Genomic DNA, 20,404 nt, shown 5'->3' with positions numbered 1-20,404 from the left:
GTCACTACTCGCGCTGGCGCAGGCATAATCGCTGCCTTCCCAGGCCGGAGAGCATTAATGTCGCGCTACCTGTTAACGTCGTTGTTCCTCTTGCTTCCCCTGGCTCAGGCCGCCGAGGCGCCACCGGCGTCCAGTGACGGCCATGATCTCGCCTACAGCCTGGGTGCAAGCCTTGGCGAGCGGTTGCATCAGGAAGTCCCTGATCTGGACCTCAAGGCGTTGGTAGAAGGCTTGCAGCAGGCTTACCAGGGCAAGCCGCTGGCGCTCAAGCAGGACCGCATCGACCAGATTCTGCGCGAGCATGACGCCGCTATCGCTCAGGCCGAGACTGCCGGTACGGATGCGCCGACCGAGGCGGCCCTCAAGGCCGAGCGCACGTTCATGGACAGCGAGAAGGCCAAACCGGGTGTGAAGGTGATGGCTGACGGCATTCTCATGACCGAGCTGACCCCGGGTACCGGCCCCAAGCCCAGTGCCGATGGCCGGGTTGAAGTGCGTTATGTCGGTCGTTTGCCGGACGGCACGATCTTCGATCAGAGCACCCAGCCCCAGTGGTTCCGGCTCGACAGCGTGATCAGCGGCTGGACCAGCGCCTTGCAGAACATGCCGACCGGCGCGAAGTGGCGGCTGGTGATCCCTTCGGATCAAGCCTATGGCGCCGAGGGCGCTGGTGATCTGATCGATCCGTTTACACCGCTGGTATTTGAAATCGAGCTGGTTGCGGTTTCACAGTAAGCGGGCGTAAAACCGGCGTTCAGACATGCGAAAGGGTGCGATAAGCACCCTTGGCGTGTAGCGCAGTCACCGGCACGGTCACGCCTGAGCGGCGATCTCTTCCTTGTGCGAGTTGTGCAGCACTTCAATCAGGCAGTCTTCCAGCTCGAAACGCTCGTGCAGCAGTTGCCCCAGCTGATTGAATTCCCGGGCTACCACCGCCGCATCCGAGCAGTCGCCCTTTTCGCAGCGATCATTGAACGTCAGGGCAAACTTGGTGATGACGTCCAGACGTGGATAGATCGTGTCTGCCAGTTCGAGCCCACGCTCGTCATTGAACGCCCGGGCTTCATCACCCAGTTGTTCGTAAACTTCAAAGTGCCCGGCAGAGACGTAATCCACAAGAATCCCGCAGAAGTTCTGCAGGCCCTCGAGGTCGGCTGCCAGCGCTTCGGGCGTGTCGCCCAGCGCATCGTAGGCTTCGACCAGTTCGAGACGGCTTTGAAGCCAGCGATCGATCAGCTTGTTCACTCCGCCCCAGCGTTCCTGAGCATTCTGACAACTTTCCAGCATGGTCTTCTCTCTTCCCTTCAGGGGCATGCAGTCCTGTGCCGGTCCGGGTGATTAGCCGGGACCAAGCCTGATAAATGCGTCAGGACAGCATATTTCCAGTGACGCGTGCGGCCCAGATTATGCCCGCTCGACAAGGCCATCAAGGTACGCAGGAGATAAAGTTCATACAAGCGTTTAATAGCTGCCCCGATCTCTGGTCGCCAGCCAGTGGCTGAATTCGCTGAAAAGGGGATACAGCGGCAACAGCGCCAGACCCGTAAAACCCAGCAGACTCCACTCCGGCAGGCTGATACCGAACAGTGTCCAGGTGATTTCGGCGCAAAATAGCGCGTCGCTTCGCAGCCGGTCGATGCACATGTCCAGGGAGAGCAGGCTCAGTACGTGCTCCAGTCTGGTAATAACAGGTATCAATTGATCGGCCGAGGCGGTCTGCAACCACACCTGTGTGCCTGCCGTGGCAAGCCCGGCCAGAGCGACCAGCAGAAGCGCCAGGCTGTAGCGCCGCGTGCCTGTCGGGCCAGGGGCGTGGCAGGCAGCGCAGAGCGCAAGTACGCCACAGACGATGAATGCAGCCCGTTGCACTATGCACAGCGCGCAAGGGTCGAGACCGACAGCTTGCTGCAGGTAAAAGGCGACGCCAATGATTGATGCACAGGCCAGCGATGCCAGGAAAAACAGAAAGCGTGTGCGAGCCAGATACATGGCAAATCCGTAACAAAGGACGAGACGATTACGGTAGAGGAAAGGGGGCGGCGCATTCAAGGTGGCGGCGTACGGATGCGTCGCTGTTTACCGAGGAAAAAGAACACACTGGCGCGTGGTTCTTTTACACATGTATGTAGGACGATTCTCGCGCATTGAATTTGACGGGTTGGCGAGGCAGCACGGAGAGCCCTCACCGAGGACTCTCCGGTGGATTCACGCCTTGGTCAGCACCGGCAAGGGGCGCGACAGGAGGCGCTCGTCGAGCAGGCCCAGGCCTTCCTGAAACAGCTGATTGCTGCGATCCGTCTCGCCCAGCTGGCCCAGTAGACGAGCCAGCTCGGCACAGGTTTCGGGATTGCGTTCCATACGCAGACTGCTCTCCAGATAATCCCGCGCCTTGCCCCACAAGCGGCCTTGCAGACAGATACGTCCCAGGCTCAGCAACAGGCTTGGATCAGCAGGATGGTGCTTGAGCCAGCCTTCCGCCGCTTGCAGCTGCTTCAACGGATCGGTGCCGCGAACCAGCCCGTACAGACGCGCCAGATGGCTGTTGTACTCGCGCTTGAGGGCGCTACGAAGCACCTCTTCAGCCTGGGCTTCGGCACCTAGACGGCGCAATTGATCGGCATACGCCAGCACCAATTGCGGCTCCTGACGTTGCGCAGAACCCAGCCCTTGCCAAGCGCTTTCCAGTGAAGGCAGACCGGTCGGTGCGCCTTCGATGCCTTCACTGTACGCCGCCAGGCTCAGGTTCTCGCCCCAGGCGCGGCGTTCCAGCTCGGCCAGTTCCTTGGGGGGCAGGACCTTGTCCTTGCGCAGTTCCGGCATCAGACGGACAACATCGGACCAGTCACCACGTTGCTGATGCAGGCGTTGCAGCTGACGAAGCACCTGTGGGTTATGCGGATGACGCTCTTTCATGGCCAGCAGTGTGGTCAGCGCACCGTCGGTGTCACCGCGGTCCTGCTGCAGTTGAGCGTGATTCAGGGCGATCGCCAACTCGGCTTGTGGCTGACGCTCGAGCGCGCGTTCCAGCAAGGCGTCGCAGTCTTCGTAGCGGCCCTGCTCGTTGGCAGCACGTGCGGCACCGATGTAGTAGAGCAGCGGATGAGTATCGGCTTCGGCCGCGCGTTGCAGATGACGTTGGGCGCTGGACCAGCGGCCCTCGGCAAGGTCCATCTGGCCTTGCTCGATGGCTATTTGCACGCGACGACGGCGGTTGCGACGCGACCAAGGGTTGACCACGCGGCCTGAGGTCGTCAGCAGGCTGATCAGCAGCCTCAGCAGCGCGATCACCAGCAGCGCAACGACCAGCAGCGCCAGGGTCGCCCACAGGCTCGATTCATAGCGGAAGTTCTGATAGGCGATCAGGACATAGCCGGAATGCTCGGCGACGGCGACCCCGATCAGCGCCGCAGCGGCGATCGCGATGAATAACAGCACATAGAAGCGCTTCATCGGCTGGTCCCCTGTTGCGCCTCGGCTGGCTGGCCGGCAGCGTGACGGCGTTCAAGGTAGGCCTGCACGGCGCTCAGGGTCGGTGCCAGATCCGGTGTCTTCACCGATACCGGCTGGCTGGCGACAGCATCAAGCCCCTGGCCGAGTGCCTTGCCCTGTGGGTCGTCCTGATCGAAGTTGGCTTTCAGAACGCTCTGCGCTTCGGTGATGGCCTTGGAATAAACCTCGGGCTCGCCGTTAAGCGCTGCCCACTGCGCCTGCTCCAACGCCAGGCTCAGGGCCAGGCGTACCTGCGAAAGGCTCTGGCCGGCGAGTACCGGGCGGATGTCCTTGTCGGCGTTGAAGTCGATGCGGAAGTAATGGGAGATCTCGTCCCACCACTGCGTCCACCGGCTGGTTTCGGTCTTGTCGGCGGTCAGCCCCATAAGCGACTCGCCTTTGTCTTCGTATTCGGGAGCCAGCTTGTTGAGCTGCACAGCCTGCTCACGCAATGCCGCCAGTTGTAGAAACAGCCCCGTGCGGTCCGGCTGCTCGACGCTGCGCAGGGCGGCAAGGCTCTTGGCCAGTTGCTCGCGGGCAGCGAATGAGCCTGGATCGTCCTGCTCACGCAGAATTTCGTCGGCTCCCTGAACCAGCGCTTGCGCACTGTTGATGTCCTGCAGCGCTGAAAGGCGCAGGCTGGCCAGACGCAGCAGATGCTCGGCCTCGGCCAGACGCCAGTCCTTGCGGCTCGCCCCCAGCACGGTTTCGAGTCGCTGGCTGAGGCGCTGCTGATCGCCTTGCAGTTGCGCGACCAGACGTCGGCTGTCTTCCAGCTGATTGGCGGGCGGGAATTGTGCGATGCGTGCGCTCAGTTGCTGGTCATTCTGCGCCAGCACCAGGGTCTGTTCCGCGATGTCCTCGACCTGCCCGCGCTGTTGCTGATGCCCGGCCTGTAACATGCGCAGTTGCCAGACTCCCCAGCCGGCGACGGCGATACCGGCAATTGCCAGCAGCAAGGCCAGGAACACCAGGCCACTGTTGCGGCTGCCGGTGCGCTCGGTGCGGACTGGCTCAGGCTTGGATGCAGGCGTTTTCAACACCGATTCTTCGTCTTTAGGCAAGGCTGTTTCGCTCACGTATCCCATCCTTTGCATTTTGGCGTAATAGCGTAAACGACAGGTGTCGATCATTACGCCTTGACGGCAGGCTGAGGTTGTTCCCGCAACGCTGCCAGCAATGCCGCGGCGCTGGCGCCACGACAATCAATAACGGTCCTTGCTCCGGCTGCCCGCGCAATGCTGGCAACCCGGGGGCTCGGTACAAACAGCGGTAGATCGGCCAGGTCCGGCCATGAATCCCCCGCCAACTGAAGCAAATGTTCAAAACCCTGCCCACTGCTGACCACCAGCCCGTTCAAGCGTTCCACCGCGACACGTTGCGCAAGGGCGCCGGGCGCATGCTGCGGCAGGTAGCGACGATACAGCGGCAGGTAATCAACGCCCACCCCCAGCCCGCGCAGTTGCTCGGCCAACAGTTCGCGCCCCTCGTCACCGCGCATGATCAACACACGGCTTCCCGGTACGGCAATCGCCTGTTTGAGGCGCGGCAGTTCAAGCAAGGCTTCGCTGTCGTCGCCCTGCTCCGGCCAGCTCGCATCGAGCCCGTAATCGAGCAGTATCTGCCCGGTTGCTGAACCCACACTGAACCAGGGTTGCAAGGGCGGCTGCGGCCATACTTCGTCGATCAGCTCGATGGCCAGTCGCGCGGCAGGTTTGCTGACCACGATCACTGCACAATAATTGAGCAGCTCGAAAATGATCGAACGCTGTGCAGGCGTCAAGGGCAACGGCTCGGTTTCAAGCAGGGGCAGACTGCTGCTGAAGATACCGTCCTCGGCCAGCACCCTGGCCAGCGCTGTCGACTCTTCGGCCGGGCGGGTCAGCAGCAGACGCCAGCCACTCATTCGTTATTGGCCTCGCCGTAGACCGCTTTCAGGATGTCGGCGGCGCCCTGCTCCAGCAGCGCTTCGGCCACCTGCACACCCAACGCCTGGGCGGATGTCTGAGGTGCCCGGGCATCCGCGTGCAGCAACACGCTGCCGGATGGATCGCCTACCAGGCCGCGCAACCAGACGTCATCGCCTTCCAGCACGGCGTAGCAAGCGATCGGCACCTGACAGCCACCGTTGAGGTGCTTGTTCAGTGAGCGCTCGGCAATCACGCGCACGGCGGTGTCTTCGTGATGCAGAGGGGCAAGCAGCGCATGAATTTCGGCGTCGACGCTGCGGCATTCGATACCCACCGCGCCTTGGCCGCCGGCTGGCAGGCTGTCATCGACGCTGATCGCCGAGGTGATACGGTCTTCGAAACCCAGGCGGATCAGGCCAGCGGCAGCGAGGATGATGGCGTCGTACTCACCGGCATCCAGTTTGGCCAGACGGGTATTGACGTTGCCGCGCAGGAAACGGATCTGCAGATCGGGTCGGCGCGCCAGCAATTGGGCCTGACGGCGCAGGCTGGAGGTGCCGACAATGCTGCCCGCCGGCAACTGATCCAGACTGGCAAAGGTGTTGGAGACGAATGCATCGCGCGGGTCTTCACGCTCGCAGATGCAGAACAGGCCCAAGCCTTGTGGAAAATCCATTGGCACGTCTTTCATCGAGTGCACGGCGATGTCGGCGTTGTTCTCTAGAAGCGCGGTTTCCAGTTCCTTGACGAACAGGCCTTTGCCACCGATTTTCGACAGCGGGGAGTCGAGCAGTTTGTCGCCACGGCTGACCATGGGCACCAGCGTCACGAGCAGGCCGGGGTGGGCCTGTTCCAGGCGAGCCTTGACGTATTCGGCCTGCCAGAGTGCCAGCGCGCTTTTGCGAGTGGCGATGCGGATTTCGCGAGAGGACATTGAACAATCCGTACTGAGTGAATGCGACGGATAATAACAGCTCAATCTCGGTCGGGGCGGCTTCGGCGCCGATTGGAACTTGCTTCAGACACCAAGCCGATCAATCAAACGGCAGTGCCTGAGGGGCGCATGGGGAAGGCGGCCCGCAGGCCAGCCGAAAAACACATGGATCCGGGATTCTCCCCGTTCCATGTATCGGCCTGGGCGCAGAGGCTCCAGAGCGGCTGAGCGCTAGAGCTGCTGCATCATTTTGCGGACTCCGGCGACGTGGCGGCGGCTGACGATCAGTGCATCGCCATTGAGCCCTCTGAGGAACAGCTGGAAATGCCCCAGCGGGGTGCGCTGCAACCGTTCTATTCGCTCGCGGGCCACCAGCGCATTGCGGTGAATGCGCACGAAACGGTCGCCGAACTCGTCTTCCAGCGCTTTGAGCGGTTCGTCCAGCAGCACTTCGCCGCCCTCGTGACGCAAGGTCACGTACTTGTGATCGGCGATAAAGTAGATCACCTGATCCAGGGGAATCAGCTCGATGCCTTTGCGGGTACGCGCGCTGATGTGGCTGCGTGGGCCTGATCCGCTTTCGGCAGCCGGGCGGGTCAACGCCGCCAGTTGCACGCGGTTTGGCCGCTCGGCCTTTTTCAACGCATCGATAAGGTGCTCGGGACGCACTGGCTTGACCAGATAGCCGACCGCACTGACCTGGAAAGCTTCCAGGGCGAACTCATCATGAGCGGTGCAAAAGACCACTGCAGGCGGTGCTTCGCGCTCGCACAGCCGCGCTGCGACCTGCAGGCCATCGAGACCCGGCATGCGGATATCGAGCAGCACTACGTCCGGTTTGTGGGTTTCGATCAGCGCCAAGGCTTCTTCGCCATTGGAAGCGCTGGGTTCCAGTACTCGATAACCCTCGATTTCATTGACCATGCGGCTCAATCGCTCGCGGGCCAGGGGTTCGTCATCAACGATCAGGACATTCATATAGCTCTGGCTTCCTGCGTGAGTCTCGCACAAGGATAGCGTAGACAGGTGTAGTGACGACCGTCACGGCGCTCCACGCTCAGACTGGCGTGCGGGCCAAAAAGTGCCGCAATTCGTGCGCCTATATTCGTCAAAGCCTGCTGAGTACCGTTGGAAGTCTGCCGATTGGCAACTTCTTCATAGGGATTGCTGACGCTCAATATGAACTCTCCCCCTTCATAGTTCGCTTCGACTGTTACAACGCCCCCTTCGACCCGCGGAGCAATGCCATAAATCAAAGCGTTTTCAAGTAATGGCTGCAAGGTTAGCTGGGGGATTGGCAAGTCATCGGGAATTGCACTCACCCTCCAGTCCAACTGTAGACGCTCGCCAAGACGATATTGCTCAATCGATAAATATCGTTTTGCCAATGCCAGCTCTTCACCCCATGTCACCAGGCTGCCCGGCTTGGCCAGACTGGCGCGAAACAGGTCCGAAAGATCCAGCACCGCCTGCTCGGCCTTGACCGGGTTGCTGGCCACCAGACTGGCGATACTGTTGAGTGTGTTGAAGAGGAAATGCGGGCGTATGCGCGCCTGCAGCGATTCGATCCTGGCGCGCAGTTCGCCCTGTTGCTGCTTGCGCCACTGACTCTGCAGATAGAAGTAGCGCAGCATCAGGGCCGACATGATCAGGGCAATCGTCGAGTAGCGCAGGTAACGCTCGACCATGCCGCTGACCGAAATTCGCCCGGTAAGCTGACAGACATCGGTGACGGCTGTGCACAGCAGCGTCAGGCCGACCACCAAAAGGCAGCTGAGCATGCCCGCCAGGCCCGGCGTCAATCGCGCCAGCCAGGGCCGCAACCCGCACAGCAGCGCTGCGGACAGTAGCACGATCCATTGCACGAACAGCGACATCAACGCCAGGCGTACCCAGTCGAAGCCGCTGCGCATCGGTTCTACCAGCACCAGAACCAGTACCAGCAGCTCCGCCAGCACGACGAGCACCAGCAATGCCTGCGGCAGGCACAGTTCAGGGAGGAAAAAGTCTTTGCCGGGCGCGGGCCGGGCATCGTGTTTCACAGGTTCGATTCGCATGGCTCCAGTCTCTGCCCTGGCCTCGTCAGCGGCAAGCTGTCCGGGGATAAAAATGCATCAACCCTGTTATCATCGCGTTCGTTCTTGTGCCAGGTATCGGGCACGTCACTTTCAGTCAGCAACGAGCGAATCCATGAGCACCGACAAGACCAACCAGTCCTGGGGCGGCCGCTTCAGTGAACCCGTCGACGCGTTTGTCGCGCGTTTCACCGCCTCCGTCACCTTCGATCAACGCCTGTATCGCCACGACATCATGGGCTCTATCGCCCACGCCACAATGCTGGCCAAGGTGGGCGTACTGACCGACGCCGAGCGCGATACCATCGTTGACGGCCTGAACACCATCCAGGCCGAGATCGAGGCTGGCCAGTTCGACTGGCGCGTCGATCTGGAAGACGTGCACATGAACATTGAAGCACGCCTGACCGACCGCATCGGTATCACCGGCAAGAAGCTGCACACCGGTCGCAGCCGCAACGATCAGGTTGCCACCGATATCCGTTTGTGGCTGCGCGACGAAATCGACCTGATCCTCAGCGAAATTACCCGTCTGCAGCAAGGCCTGCTGGGCCAGGCCGAGCGTGAAGCTGAAACCATCATGCCCGGTTTTACCCACTTGCAGACGGCCCAGCCGGTAACATTCGGTCACCATATGCTGGCCTGGTTCGAAATGCTCAGCCGCGACTACGAGCGTCTGGTCGACTGCCGCAAGCGTCTCAACCGCATGCCGCTGGGCAGCGCGGCGCTGGCGGGCACCACCTACCCGATCGACCGCGAGCTGACCTGCACACTGCTAGGCTTCGACGTGGTGGGCGGCAACTCGCTGGACGGCGTATCGGATCGCGACTTCGCCATCGAATTCTGCTCGGCTGCGTCCATCGCGATGATGCATCTGTCGCGCTTTTCGGAAGAGCTGGTGCTCTGGACCAGTGCGCAGTTCCAGTTCATCGACCTGCCGGACCGCTTCTGCACCGGCAGCTCGATCATGCCGCAAAAGAAAAACCCTGATGTCCCTGAGCTGGTTCGCGGCAAGAGCGGCCGTGTGTTCGGTGCCTTGATGGGCCTGCTGACCCTGATGAAAGGCCAGCCGCTGGCGTACAACAAGGACAACCAGGAAGACAAGGAACCGCTGTTCGACGCCGCCGACACCCTGCGTGATTCGTTGCGTGCGTTCGCCGACATGATTCCTGCGATCAAGCCCAGGCACGCGATGATGCGTGAAGCGGCGCTGCGCGGTTTCTCGACCGCCACCGATCTGGCCGACTACCTGGTCCGTCGTGGTCTGCCGTTCCGTGACTGCCACGAAATCGTCGGTCACGCAGTGAAGTACGGTGTGGAAACCGGCAAGGACCTGGCAGAGATGAGCCTGGAAGAGCTGCGTCAGTTCAGCAACCAGATCGAACAGGACGTCTTCGCCGTGCTGACCCTGGAAGGCTCGGTGAATGCCCGTAACCACATCGGCGGCACCGCCCCCGAACAGGTCCGCGCTGCCGTGGTTCGCGGCCAGGAACTGCTGGCCGGTCGCTGAACATACCCCGCGCAGCCCCTGATGACGCGGAGCATTGGCACGATAGAAATCTCAAGGTTTTCATCGTTCCCATGCTCCGCGTGGGAATGCGCTTCTGGACGCTCTGCGTCCTATCCTGAAGGTGCGCCGCAGAGCGTCACAAAACGACCGTGTTCTCGTGCACCTATCGTTCCTGCAACTCTTTCAGCACCTGCCGATTTCCCTCCAGCGCACCCCGCCGCTATCATCCCCGCTTCTTGTGGGGGACTTATCCGATGCTCAATGGCCTGTGGCTTGGTTTTTTTGTCGTGGCGACGATTTCCGCGCTGGTGCAGTGGCTGGTAGGCGGCAACGCCGGCATTTTTGCCGCGATGGTCGAAAGTATCTTTGCCATGGCCAAGCTGTCGGTCGAGGTCATGGTGCTGCTGTTCGGCACGCTGACTCTATGGCTGGGCTTTTTGCGCATCGCCGAGAAGGCCGGCATCGTCGACTGGCTGGCCAAGGTCCTCGGGCCGCTGTTTCTGCGCTTGATGCCGGAAGTGCCGCCCGGCCACCCCGCGCTGGGGCTGATCACCCTCAACTTCGCTGCCAATGCGCTGGGGCTCGACAACGCCGCCACGCCGATCGGCCTGAAGGCCATGCGCTCGCTGCAGGAACTCAACCCCAGCAAGACCGCCGCCAGTAACGCGCAGATCCTGTTTCTGGTGCTCAACGCCTCATCCCTGACCCTGCTGCCGGTAACGATCTTCATGTACCGCGCCCAGCAAGGTGCGCCTGACCCAACCCTGGTATTCCTGCCGATCCTGCTGGCCACCAGTGTCTCGACCATCGTCGGCCTGCTGTCGGTCGCGTTCATGCAGCGTCTGCGTCTGTGGGACCCGGTGGTGCTCGCCTACCTCATCCCCGGCGCCCTGCTGCTGGGCACCTTCATGGCCTTTCTCGGCACGCTGTCTGCGGCTGCGCTGGCGGGTCTGTCGTCGATTCTGGGCAACCTCACGCTGTTCGGCCTGATCATGATGTTTCTGATCATCGGCACGCTACGCAAGGTGCTGGTCTACGAGGCCTTTGTCGAAGGTGCGAAGGAAGGTTTCGACGTCGCCAAGAGCCTGTTGCCTTATCTGGTCGCCATGCTCTGTGCGGTGGGCGTGCTGCGCGCATCCGGCGCGCTGGACTTCGGTCTGGAAGGCATTCGGCATCTGGTGCAGTGGCTGGGGCTGGACACGCGCTTCGTCGATGCGCTGCCGACCGCGATGGTCAAACCCTTCTCGGGCAGCGCCGCCCGTGCCCTGTTGATCGAAACCATGCAGACCCAAGGCGTGGACAGCTTCGCTGCATTGGCCGCTGCCACGATTCAGGGCAGCACCGAGACCACGTTCTACGTACTTGCCGTGTACTTCGGCGCCGTGGGCATTCAGCGCGCTCGCCATGCGGTGGGCTGCGCGCTGCTGGCCGAGTTTTCCGGTGTCGTGGCCGCGATCTTCGTCTGCTACTGGTTCTTCGGCGCGACCGCCACCTGAAGCATTACTGCGCCGGAGCCTGAGGCGCAGATTCAGCGGGGGCAGACTGCTCAGGTGCCGGCGCAGCCTCCTGCTTCTCCTGCTTCGGCTCATCAGCCGGCGCGGATTCAGGTGTGGTCTCTTCAGCCGAGTCGCCGCCCGGCTTGAGCTTGATTATCCGCCCGGTAGGTCGCTTGACTGCCGGCTGGTCATTGTCAGTGACGACAAAACGCAGTACGCCGATCATCTGGCCGTCCTCGGTCAGCACCCTCACCTGCCAGCGTCCCGTCACGTCCTCCGGGAAGTTCTGCTTGCGCGTCCAGGCGCGATAGCCTTCCTTGCGGCCGCCGTGGATATCCAGCGCGATGCGGTCCATCTCTTCGCCTTCATGCCACCACACATGGTAGATACGCTCATCCAGGCCACGCGGCGCGTTGATCGCGGTGTACGCATACAGGCCGCCGTTGCGCAGCTGCTTGGCGCTGATCAGCGAAATACTGTCGCCCGGCGTACGGTTCTTGTTATCGAAGTCCGGGCTCACCGCCACTTCGGTCAACCACAGCGTCGCAGGCGGCACCCAGGAACGCAGCAACCAGCCCGCCGCGCCGATGGCCAGGATGATGCTGATCACGGCCAGTGCGCTGCGCCAGGTGTTGAGCGGGAAATTCGACATCAGGCTGGGCGCCGACAGCAGCATCGCCACGCCCAGGGCCAGTTTGTAACTCTCGGCGGTGGTCAGGTGCAGGATGATCGGCAGCGCGGTCAGCAGTGCGGCGAACAGCGTCAGGGTGTGCAGCGTCATGAACAGCCAGCGCCTGGGCGCCAGCCATTTGTAGTAGAGAGGGTCGATGATCGAAATCAGCCCGGCAGCCCCGAGCACCGCAGTGAACACCGCCTGACCACTGTTCCAGGTGGTGGTGATGAAAAAGAACGGCAGCACGAAGAACAGGCTTTCCTGATGGATCATCTGCGTGCCGTAGCGCAGCAAACCCTGCGGGATCTCACGGCCCAGCGCCTTGTTGAGTAACCCGACCATGGTGTTTTCGACCATTAGCCACAGCCAGCTGATCAGCATCACCACCGCGATCCAGGTTGCCAGCCCTGCCTGGCGATCGACCAGAATGAAACTGGCGATACCGGAAACGAAACCAAACGCCGCAATGAGCCCCGGATAGCGCTGCATCAAGTTGAGCACGGGTGTCACGTAGCGATTCACGTCAAGCATCGGAGGGGTCACTCGGTTCTGTTCATACAAAAAAACGCGCAGCGTAACAACGCGGCGCGGTGCCTGCACTCTGGGTGCAGTTCGGCGTTAGGATTCTATTTGCTGCGTGCACGCCAGCGCCACAGGGCCAGCAGTGCGATGAAACCCAGTACCCCGCCAATCAGCCAATACAGACCGTCATAACTGAACAGCGGCTTTTCAATGCGCATGTAACCCGGCTGGGCAAGCAACTGGCGCATCGCCTGATTGGCGGTTTCCAGCTTCACTGCCTTGATCCGTTTGGCCGGATCCTCGAAGCGCCCGTTTTCATAATCGTTGAGCGCGCTCCAATAGTAGTCGGCCAGCGCACTATTGCCTTGAGTGGCCCAAGATTGCCGGTCTATGGCGAGCTGTTGCAGCCGCGCAAACGTGGCGGGTTGCATGCCTTCTTTTTGCAGGCGCTCGACCAGAGCGCGAATGTCGCGCTCGGCTTCATCGGCATCGTCACGCTCGACATCGGCATTCAGGCTCAGAAACCCGACATCGCCGAACACTTCGCGCTCTGCAGAGGGACCGTAGGACAAACTGTGTTTCAGGCGCAGCTCAGTGTAGAGCGTCCAGTCCAGATAGGCTTTGACCAGCTCCCAGGTTTCGTCGTGCTGATCGTCGAGCTGCGGCTCGGGGTAGATCAGGTGTAGCTTGGCGCTCTCGCCCAGCCCGCCGCGTTCAAGCTCGCGGCGTGGTTCGGCAGAGCCGCTGCCCTGCGCCAGCGGCGGGTGGTCGATCGGGTCGGTGGGTGCGAGCTTGCCGTAGGTGCGCTCCAGATAGGCTGGCAGCAGCTTGTCCAGATCACCCACCGCAATCAGCGTCATGTTGTTGGGGGCATACCAGTTGGCGAAGATGTCTTCGATGTGCTCCAGCTTGATGCCGTCCACCTCGGGACGGTCGGCACATTTTAGCCCCAGTTCCACGGCGAGCTGGCTGCTGGCGCTGCGCCCGGAATCACGCCGGTCAAGCAGGCGCTGCAAGTGCGAGAAGTGCCCGCCATCTTCACGCTCGACCACGCGTTTGACGCCGTCCAGCCGCGCCTGACTCAGCTCGGTTTTGGTCATGATTTCCAGCAGCAGATCGAGCACCTTGCGCTGGTTTCGCGCAGGCGCTTCGATCACGAAGGTGGTGTCGGCGTTGCTGGTGAAGGCGTTCCACTCGCCGCCCAGTGCCTGCATACGCTCTTCCAGCCCGCCTTCACCGCTGTCATCCACGCCGCTGAACAGCAGGTGTTCCAGCAGATGCGGCAGTTCCTTGTCCTGGCACGGGAAGTCATCGAAGCCGATACCCACCACCAGGCGAATGGCGACGTGACCCTTGTCGTAACCGGGTTTGAGAATGACTTGCAAACCATTGGGCAGCAGGTAGCCCTCGACCTGAAGACGGTCAAGGGCGAATGAGGGGAGTGAACCGAGGAGCAGACAAGCGAACAGCAGGCAACGCATAAAACAGCTTTCCTGGCGGGCCGGTATGTTTAACAGACTTCACCTCCGCCCTTACGTTCATAGTGATCTGTCTGCCTCGCCCTCGCTTGACAAGGCTCCTGTGTCAGCGGTTTCCAGCACCACGTAGGCGCTGCTGCAAAACAGCGAGTTCAGACGCTTCATGTCGGCAATCAGTTCCAGGTGCAGCGAACTGGTTTCGATGCTCTGGACCACCTTGTTGCGCAAACGGCTGACGTGGGCGTGCGCCAGGCGTCGCTCCTCGGCCCTGAACTGGCGCTTCTCGCGCAATAACTGACGTGCGCTTTCGTGGTCGCCGCTGAGGAACACCGAGAGGCCCAGACGCAGGTTCGACTGTAATTGGATCTGCAGATCGGCAAGTTCTTCAAGACCGACTTCAGAGAACGACCGGCGATGCGCTGTCTTCTGCTGCTGGATCTTGCGCAGCATGCGTTCGATCAGGCCGCTGGCCAGTTCCAGGTTGATGGTCAGCTCGATGATCTCGGCCCAGCGCCGGTTATCGTGCTCGCCGAGGTCTTCACGCGGCATCTGCGCCAGGTACAGCTTGATTGCGCTGTACAGCGCTTCGACGTCGTCGTTGAGGCGGCGCACTTCCTGAGTCACCGCCGTCTGTGTGCCACGCAGCACCGCCAGCATCGAGGCGAGCATGCTCTCGATCAGATCGCCCATCCGCAGGGTTTCACGCACCGCGTTGGCCAGCGCGAGGCTGGGTGTCGACAGTGCGGTCAGGTCCAGGTGACGTGGCTTGGCCAGGCCGCCGACTTCGTTCTGCTGCGGCAGCAGATACGAGCACAACCGCGCCATCGGGGCTACGGTTGGCAGCATGATCAGGCAGCGCACCGTGTTGTAGAGCAGGTGAAAGCCGATAACCAGTTCCTGCGGACTAAAGCCGAGCGTGTCGATCCAGGCAACCAGCGGGTCGAGCACCGGAAAGATCAGCAGCAGGCCGAGCAGCTTGTACAGCAGACTGCCCAGCGCCACCTGCCGACCGGCAACGTTCTGCATGCTGGTACTGAGAAAGGCCAGCAGGCCGCTGCCGATATTGGCCCCGATCACCAGGCCGATCGCCACCGGCAAGCCAATGACTTCGGTGCCTGCCAATGTCGCCGTCAGCAGCACTGCCGCCAGGCTGGAATAGGAGATCAGCGCGAACATGGCGCCCACCAGCGCATCCAGCAGCAGGTCGCCGGTCAGCGAGGCGAACAGCACCTTGACCCCCGCGGCCTGGGTGATCGGTGCGGCGGCCTCGACGATCAGCTGCAAGGCCAGCACGATCAGGCCCAGGCCGATACCGACCCGCCCCAGTTGACCGGCACGGGTCTGCTTGCGCGACAGGAAGAACACCACGCCAAGGAAGATCAGCAAAGGCGACAGCCATGACAGATCGAAAGTCAGCACGCGAGACATCAAAGCGGTGCCGACATCGGCGCCAAGCATGATCACCAGCGCAGGCGTCAGCGTCATCAGCCCCTGGCCGACAAACGATGTCACCAGCATGGCGGTGGCGTTACTGCTCTGTACCAGCGCTGTCACCAGAATGCCGGCGATGAACGCGAGCGGTCGTTTGGACATGTTCTGGCTGAGCACACGACGAAGTTGTGTACCGTAAACACGAAGGATGCCAGTGCGCACGATATGCGTGCCCCAGATTAGCAGGGCGACGGCAGATAGCAAATCGAGCAGGGTCAGCATGCGAAAAGCCCCCTGAGGTTTGCCCATACAGGCGATGAATTGAAAGATGCAGCGTGTAGAGAGCGGGGATGGGTGTAACGCTCTACTAGGCTCTGTACGAAAAGTGGCTGCGCTCGGTGATGCTTCGTTAAAAACAGGCTCGGATGCGAGTCCAATCGGAATGCTCATTTACAACACGTAGAGTCGAACGCGACCCCGGCCGTTCCTTGCCTGTTTTTGCCTCGCCTGACCTTCGCTCGCCGACTTTTCGTACAGAGCCTAAGCTTTTAGTCGGCCACGGGCCTTGGCGTCAGCATCGCACAGCGCGGATTCCATTGAAATAAAAGTGTCATAAATCAGTATTTTGATATCGCTCGGGCATTCGCCATGGACCCGACGCACGTGTCTCATGGCTGTTCATCCGCCCTGCCGCCCGAAGGCGGCGGAAACGTTACCGGGTCAATCCATAGTGAACGCAATGTTGGGCTCGAGTTTCATGCCGACGGCTTTTGCGACGTGCATGCCTTTTTCATACGAAAACGATTTATCTGCTGTGGGCTGGAAGAACTCCACGAAATCCAGGCTGCGGCGACTGAACACGAACCCGCCGATGAGCGGCTGATTGACTGCATACAGGTGCGGACACAGCGCCATCATCGACGAAGCAGGCACGCCGATCAGGTGTTCCTCAAGATCGCCGGTCTGTTGAGTTTCTTGTGGGTAGAACCACAGTGGCGTGCTGATGAACAGATAGGCATCCGGCCCCAGGCTGGAAAGCAACGTGCGCACCAGCCATCTCGCCGTATCGGCCGTCAAGTGCTCGACCACATCCAGCAGACAGATTATCCGGTACTGGGCCAGCCGCTCGGATGACAGCTCTTGAGCCAGGCCGTGCCAGATGTTGCGGTAGGTAGCGTTCTCATGCAGCTGCGAATTCTGGCAGTTGGCTTCCCAGCCATCGATGCCGTCCACCGACCAGTGCGCCGTGTCCGGGTTTGCCTTGATCAACGCGCCCAGTGTTCCAGAGCCGAACCCGATATCCAGTACTTCAACATCGGCGCTGAGATCTTTCAGGATATGGAAAATCATCGCCTTGGGAGAGACCGAGTCGCCTTCCACATGGCCGGTTGCAGGCGCGAAGCCTTCGGTAGGCTGATAGTTTTCAACATATTGCTTCATTGTCTGGATCCTTGACGATGGTTAGCGAGGCGGGGTTTACCGTAGATCCTGTTGAAGCATCTGCGTTGGGGTGTGGGAACAGTGTAGGGGGTTTCGAGTGCCTGGCCGTTAATCCTGCAAGCTGGCCAGAAACGCTTGGTGACACTAATGGCGCCTGCAGCGACATAGCAGGCTTTGACGGGTATTCAGAAACTGACGCAAGCGTCCGAAACAGCGTGCCAACGCCGAGCCTTGGCACACTGTTCGGTCCGTTTTTAACGGAACCGGTCAACCTCGTGACGCAGTTCTGTCGCCAGGCCATTCAGCTCTTGGGCAGTGATGGCCAGGTTGGACATGACCTGGCGCTGTTCGCTGTTGGCCATGGCGATGCTTTGCAGGTTGCTGCTGAGCATGGTCGCGGTGCTGCTTTGTTCCTGAGTGGCAGTGGTGATCGCGGCGAACTGGTGACCGGCCGAGCGGCTTTGCTCGTCGATCTGGGCCAGTGCGGAGGCCACTTTGGCGTTGAGCGACAAGCCTTCCTGCATCAGTGTGTTGCCCTGCTGCATGGTGCTGATGGCGTTGCCGGTTTCCTGCTGGATGCTGGCGATCATGCCGGAAATCTCATCCGTGGCTTCACGGGTGCGCGAGGCCAGGCTGCGGACTTCGTCAGCCACCACGGCAAAGCCGCGACCCTGCTCACCGGCGCGTGCGGCCTCGATGGCAGCGTTGAGCGCGAGCAGGTTGGTCTGGTCGGCAATCGAGGTAATCACCCCGACAATGCTGCCGATTTCCTGCGAGCGTTGGCCCAGCGTGTCGATGACTTTCGCGGTGCTGCTCAGCGAAGTGGCGATCTGTTGCAGCGACGAAGAGGCCTCTTCCATCGAAGTACGACCAATGCGTGTCTGCTGGGCATTTTCCTGTGCCAGTCGTTCGGTATTGCCCATGTTGTCGGCGATGTTCATCGACGTGGCGCTGAACTCTTCGACCGCACCGGCCATGCTGGTGATCTCGCCGGATTGCTGCTCCATGCCCTCGAACGCACCGCCCGACAGGCCGGACAGCGCGTTGGCGCGGGTGCTGACTTCCTGCGCCGCGGTACGGATATGCGCGACCATTGATGACAGAGCTTCGCTCATCTTGTTGAAGCTGCCCGACAACTGCCCTATCTCGTCATTGCTGGTCACATTCAGGCGTACGCTCAGGTCGCCTGCACCCAGTGCGTCGGCCTGGCGTACCAATTCGGACAGTGGGCGAAGCTTGCTGCGCAGCAGCCAGATGGCGCTGATCACCGCGATGATCATGGCCAGCAGACTGCCGATCGCCAGTTGCGTGCCGACGTGCCAGGTCACTTCGCTGATTTCCTTGCGCGGCATGCTGGCGATGACGGTCCAGGGGCCACCAGCGAACGGCTGGCCGACGCTGTAATAGTTGTCATCCCCGTCATCCCAGAACTGCGCCTTGCCCGGTTTGCTGGCGAGCTCTGCAACTGACTTGGCTGCGCCGTCGAGGGATTTGACGCCTGCCGGTGGCACCAGCCAGGTGCCCTTTTCGTCCAGCAGTGCCAGTGAGCCGGTTGAACCGATACGGAAGTTCTTGAGGTTATCGAACTGGGTTTTCTGCGCATCGGTGTAATCGAACCCTACGAACAGCGCCGCAATGATCTTGCCGCTGCTGTCGCGGACCGGGCTGTACTGGGTCATGTAATAACGATCGAACAATACCGCTTTGCCGACATAGCTCTGACCGGCGATCAGGCGCTCGTACGCTGCGCCCTTGCGGTCCAGCACGGTGCCGATGGCGCGCGTGCCATCCTGCTTGCTCAGGGAGGTGCTGATCCGGATGAAGTCGTCGCCGCTGCGCACGAAAATGGTCGCGACGCCGGCGGTCATCGAGCGGAATTCATCGACTTCGGTGAAGTCGTTATTCAGCGCGGCATCACGCAGGAACAGGCCTGGCGTGGACGTGCCCGCCACCGTGACCGGCTTGTCGGCTTGCAGGCTCAGGCCAGCGGCGAAGCGTTTTTCGAACAGGCCACTCAAGCGCTGAGTGCTGTCGCGCAGCGTGCTGTGGAAAGTGTTGAGCTGGTCAGCGAGGAGCCTGGCTTCACTCGACATGTGCTCTTCACGAATGACCAGGTTGGACGCGTCCAGGGACCTCAACGCGAAGAGGGTGCTACCACTGATAACCACCGCCAGGATCACGGCCAGAGCAATACCAAGTTGCGAAGCAATTCGGGTACGAGGCTTGGACATAGAGACTCCGTGCCGAATGATTGGAGTCGCCGGGTCCGTGGCTTGCCATTCAGCTGATAAATTTAGTTAGTGTTTTTACGCTATTTGAACGAGCAATCTTCAAGCAATGCTTCGGCCATCAAGGTCGTTACTTGAGAGCGAAGCGAGACATTTACAGATGATGGCAGTTCAATATTAAACTAAATTTTAATAGAGTACTTCAACTAACGGCAACTGCATGGCGCCCACCTCCGCCTGAAGAAAATCGCTGAGGCGTCGCAACCGCTCTGCGCCGGGCCTCGTACGCGGCCAGACCAGATAATAGTTTTCGCCACTGAACACCGCCGTGCGCCACGGCAGGCTCAGACGGGCCTGCGCCACGTCCTCGGCGACCATCAGCAGATCACCCATCGACACACCGTAGCCACGTGCTGCGGCAATCATGCCTAGCTCCAGAGTGTCGAAGACCTGCCCGCCTTTGAGCGACACCTGATCGGCCAGACCCATGCGGTTCAGCCAGGTGCGCCAGTCACGGCGATCAGGGGTGGGATGCAGCAATTCAGCCTTTGCCAGGCGTTCGACGTCCCATGGCGGGTCCTGCAACAAGGTGGGGGCACCGACCGGAATCAGCAACTCGGGAAACAGCAGTGTGGCTTCCCAGTCCGACGGGAAATGCCCCTGACTGAGCAGAATCGCGCAGTCAAAAGGCTCCTGGGTAAAGTCCACCGCATCGATTTCCATCCACGCGCTGGTCAGTTGCACCTCGTTGCCCACCTGCAGATGACGAAAACGGCTGAGCCGCGCGAGCAGCCAGCGCATGGTCAGAGTTGACGGGGCTTTCATGCGCAGAATGCCCTCGTCGGTCTGCAAGGTGCTGCAAGCGCGTTCCAGTGCCAGGAACCCATCGCGTACGCCGGGCAATAGCGCGCGTGCCGATTCAGTGAGCTGCAAGTTACGCCCGTTGCGCTGAAACAAGCGGCAGGCAAAGTGCTCTTCCAGCGTACGAATATGCCGGCTTACTGCACTTTGGGTGATCGAAAGTTCCTCGGCCGCGCGGGTAAACGAGGTATGCCGCGCAGCCGCTTCAAAAGCCCTTAGTGCATAAAGAGGAGGGAGGCTACGGGGCATGGGGCGCTTCCTGCGAACGATGAACGGCTACTTTACTGCAAATGCTGAAAATAGCTTCAGATGAGTTTTAGTCATGCTGAGCATCGGATTTATCGTTTTGTGTTTAGT

At 60.9% G+C, this 20,404-nt stretch carries 17 protein-coding genes; 3 read left to right on the top strand and 14 right to left on the bottom strand.

The genetic code is table 11. The features are described from left to right. The first annotated feature begins 57 nt into the window (after positions 1-57). A complete protein-coding gene (locus JOE34_RS05990; protein ID WP_003340040.1) occupies positions 58-735 on the top strand; it encodes an FKBP-type peptidyl-prolyl cis-trans isomerase in 678 nt (225 codons plus the stop codon). Positions 736-813: 78 nt separating this feature from the next. Here the strand turns inward: JOE34_RS05990 and JOE34_RS05985 are convergent, their stop codons facing one another. The 8 genes from JOE34_RS05985 to JOE34_RS05950 all read right to left on the bottom strand — a co-directional run bounded on the left by JOE34_RS05985 (position 814) and on the right by JOE34_RS05950 (position 8,390). Next, complete coding sequence (locus JOE34_RS05985) at positions 814-1,287, bottom strand: Rsd/AlgQ family anti-sigma factor (RefSeq protein WP_003340038.1); 474 nt, start codon at positions 1,285-1,287, stop codon at positions 814-816. Between the two features lie 174 nt (positions 1,288-1,461). Then, the gene (locus JOE34_RS05980; RefSeq protein WP_004403522.1) at positions 1,462-1,989 is read right to left on the bottom strand and encodes a disulfide bond formation protein B; all 528 of its coding nucleotides are present in this window, start codon (positions 1,987-1,989) and stop codon (positions 1,462-1,464) included. A gap of 216 nt (positions 1,990-2,205) precedes the next feature. Continuing rightward, positions 2,206-3,450, bottom strand: a complete 1,245-nt coding sequence (locus JOE34_RS05975; RefSeq protein WP_004403524.1) for a heme biosynthesis protein HemY — start codon at positions 3,448-3,450, stop codon at positions 2,206-2,208. Next, positions 3,447-4,568 carry a uroporphyrinogen-III C-methyltransferase gene (locus tag JOE34_RS05970; protein ID WP_032659634.1) on the bottom strand — a complete coding sequence of 374 codons (1,122 nt, stop codon included), beginning with the start codon at positions 4,566-4,568 and terminating at the stop codon, positions 3,447-3,449. Before JOE34_RS05970 ends, JOE34_RS05975 begins: the two co-directional genes overlap by 4 nt. A gap of 53 nt (positions 4,569-4,621) precedes the next feature. Beyond that, positions 4,622-5,395: a uroporphyrinogen-III synthase gene (locus JOE34_RS05965; RefSeq protein WP_003421578.1), complete on the bottom strand. Its 774-nt coding sequence runs from the start codon at positions 5,393-5,395 to the stop codon at positions 4,622-4,624. Continuing rightward, on the bottom strand, positions 5,392-6,333 hold the full coding sequence (gene hemC, locus JOE34_RS05960) for a hydroxymethylbilane synthase (protein WP_003318426.1): 942 nt from the start codon (positions 6,331-6,333) through the stop codon (positions 5,392-5,394). The genes JOE34_RS05965 and hemC overlap by 4 nt, the downstream gene beginning before the upstream one ends. Before the next feature lie 231 nt (positions 6,334-6,564). Next, positions 6,565-7,311: a LytTR family DNA-binding domain-containing protein gene (locus JOE34_RS05955; RefSeq protein WP_003421579.1), complete on the bottom strand. Its 747-nt coding sequence runs from the start codon at positions 7,309-7,311 to the stop codon at positions 6,565-6,567. Then, a complete protein-coding gene (locus JOE34_RS05950; RefSeq protein WP_003318424.1) occupies positions 7,308-8,390 on the bottom strand; it encodes a sensor histidine kinase in 1,083 nt (360 codons plus the stop codon). The genes JOE34_RS05955 and JOE34_RS05950 overlap by 4 nt, the downstream gene beginning before the upstream one ends. Before the next feature lie 133 nt (positions 8,391-8,523). On the opposite strand from JOE34_RS05950, the gene argH reads away from it, so the two are divergent. Together argH and JOE34_RS05940 are read left to right on the top strand one after the other, a co-directional pair. Further along, the gene (gene argH / locus JOE34_RS05945) at positions 8,524-9,918 is read left to right on the top strand and encodes an argininosuccinate lyase (protein ID WP_003340027.1); all 1,395 of its coding nucleotides are present in this window, start codon (positions 8,524-8,526) and stop codon (positions 9,916-9,918) included. Positions 9,919-10,172: 254 nt separating this feature from the next. Continuing rightward, the gene (locus JOE34_RS05940; RefSeq protein WP_003367703.1) at positions 10,173-11,414 is read left to right on the top strand and encodes a spore maturation protein; all 1,242 of its coding nucleotides are present in this window, start codon (positions 10,173-10,175) and stop codon (positions 11,412-11,414) included. A 4-nt stretch (positions 11,415-11,418) separates the two neighbouring features. On the opposite strand, the gene JOE34_RS05935 is transcribed toward JOE34_RS05940, so the two are convergent. From JOE34_RS05935 to JOE34_RS05910, 6 genes are all read right to left on the bottom strand, one after another. Further along, the gene (locus JOE34_RS05935) at positions 11,419-12,618 is read right to left on the bottom strand and encodes a DUF5924 family protein (protein WP_096112888.1); all 1,200 of its coding nucleotides are present in this window, start codon (positions 12,616-12,618) and stop codon (positions 11,419-11,421) included. Between the two features lie 95 nt (positions 12,619-12,713). Continuing rightward, entirely contained in the window at positions 12,714-14,090 is a 1,377-nt protein-coding gene (locus JOE34_RS05930) for a pitrilysin family protein (protein WP_010423185.1), read from the bottom strand. Between the two features lie 57 nt (positions 14,091-14,147). Then, a complete protein-coding gene (locus JOE34_RS05925; RefSeq protein ID WP_003421583.1) occupies positions 14,148-15,800 on the bottom strand; it encodes a Na/Pi cotransporter family protein in 1,653 nt (550 codons plus the stop codon). 438 nt (positions 15,801-16,238) lie between these two features. Next, complete coding sequence (locus JOE34_RS05920; RefSeq protein WP_096112887.1) at positions 16,239-16,958, bottom strand: methyltransferase domain-containing protein; 720 nt, start codon at positions 16,956-16,958, stop codon at positions 16,239-16,241. A gap of 254 nt (positions 16,959-17,212) precedes the next feature. Next, positions 17,213-19,189 carry a methyl-accepting chemotaxis protein gene (locus tag JOE34_RS05915; protein ID WP_010423199.1) on the bottom strand — a complete coding sequence of 659 codons (1,977 nt, stop codon included), beginning with the start codon at positions 19,187-19,189 and terminating at the stop codon, positions 17,213-17,215. A gap of 186 nt (positions 19,190-19,375) precedes the next feature. Next, on the bottom strand, positions 19,376-20,296 hold the full coding sequence (locus JOE34_RS05910) for a LysR substrate-binding domain-containing protein (RefSeq protein ID WP_003318415.1): 921 nt from the start codon (positions 20,294-20,296) through the stop codon (positions 19,376-19,378). Positions 20,297-20,404 lie beyond the last annotated feature (108 nt).

This window comes from Pseudomonas sp. PvP028 (assembly GCF_017832255.1).
In the GTDB taxonomy this organism is placed as follows: domain Bacteria; phylum Pseudomonadota; class Gammaproteobacteria; order Pseudomonadales; family Pseudomonadaceae; genus Aquipseudomonas; species Aquipseudomonas syringae.
The sequence above is the reverse complement of the archived record's forward strand: the minus strand, read 5'-3'. Positions and strand labels throughout refer to the sequence as shown.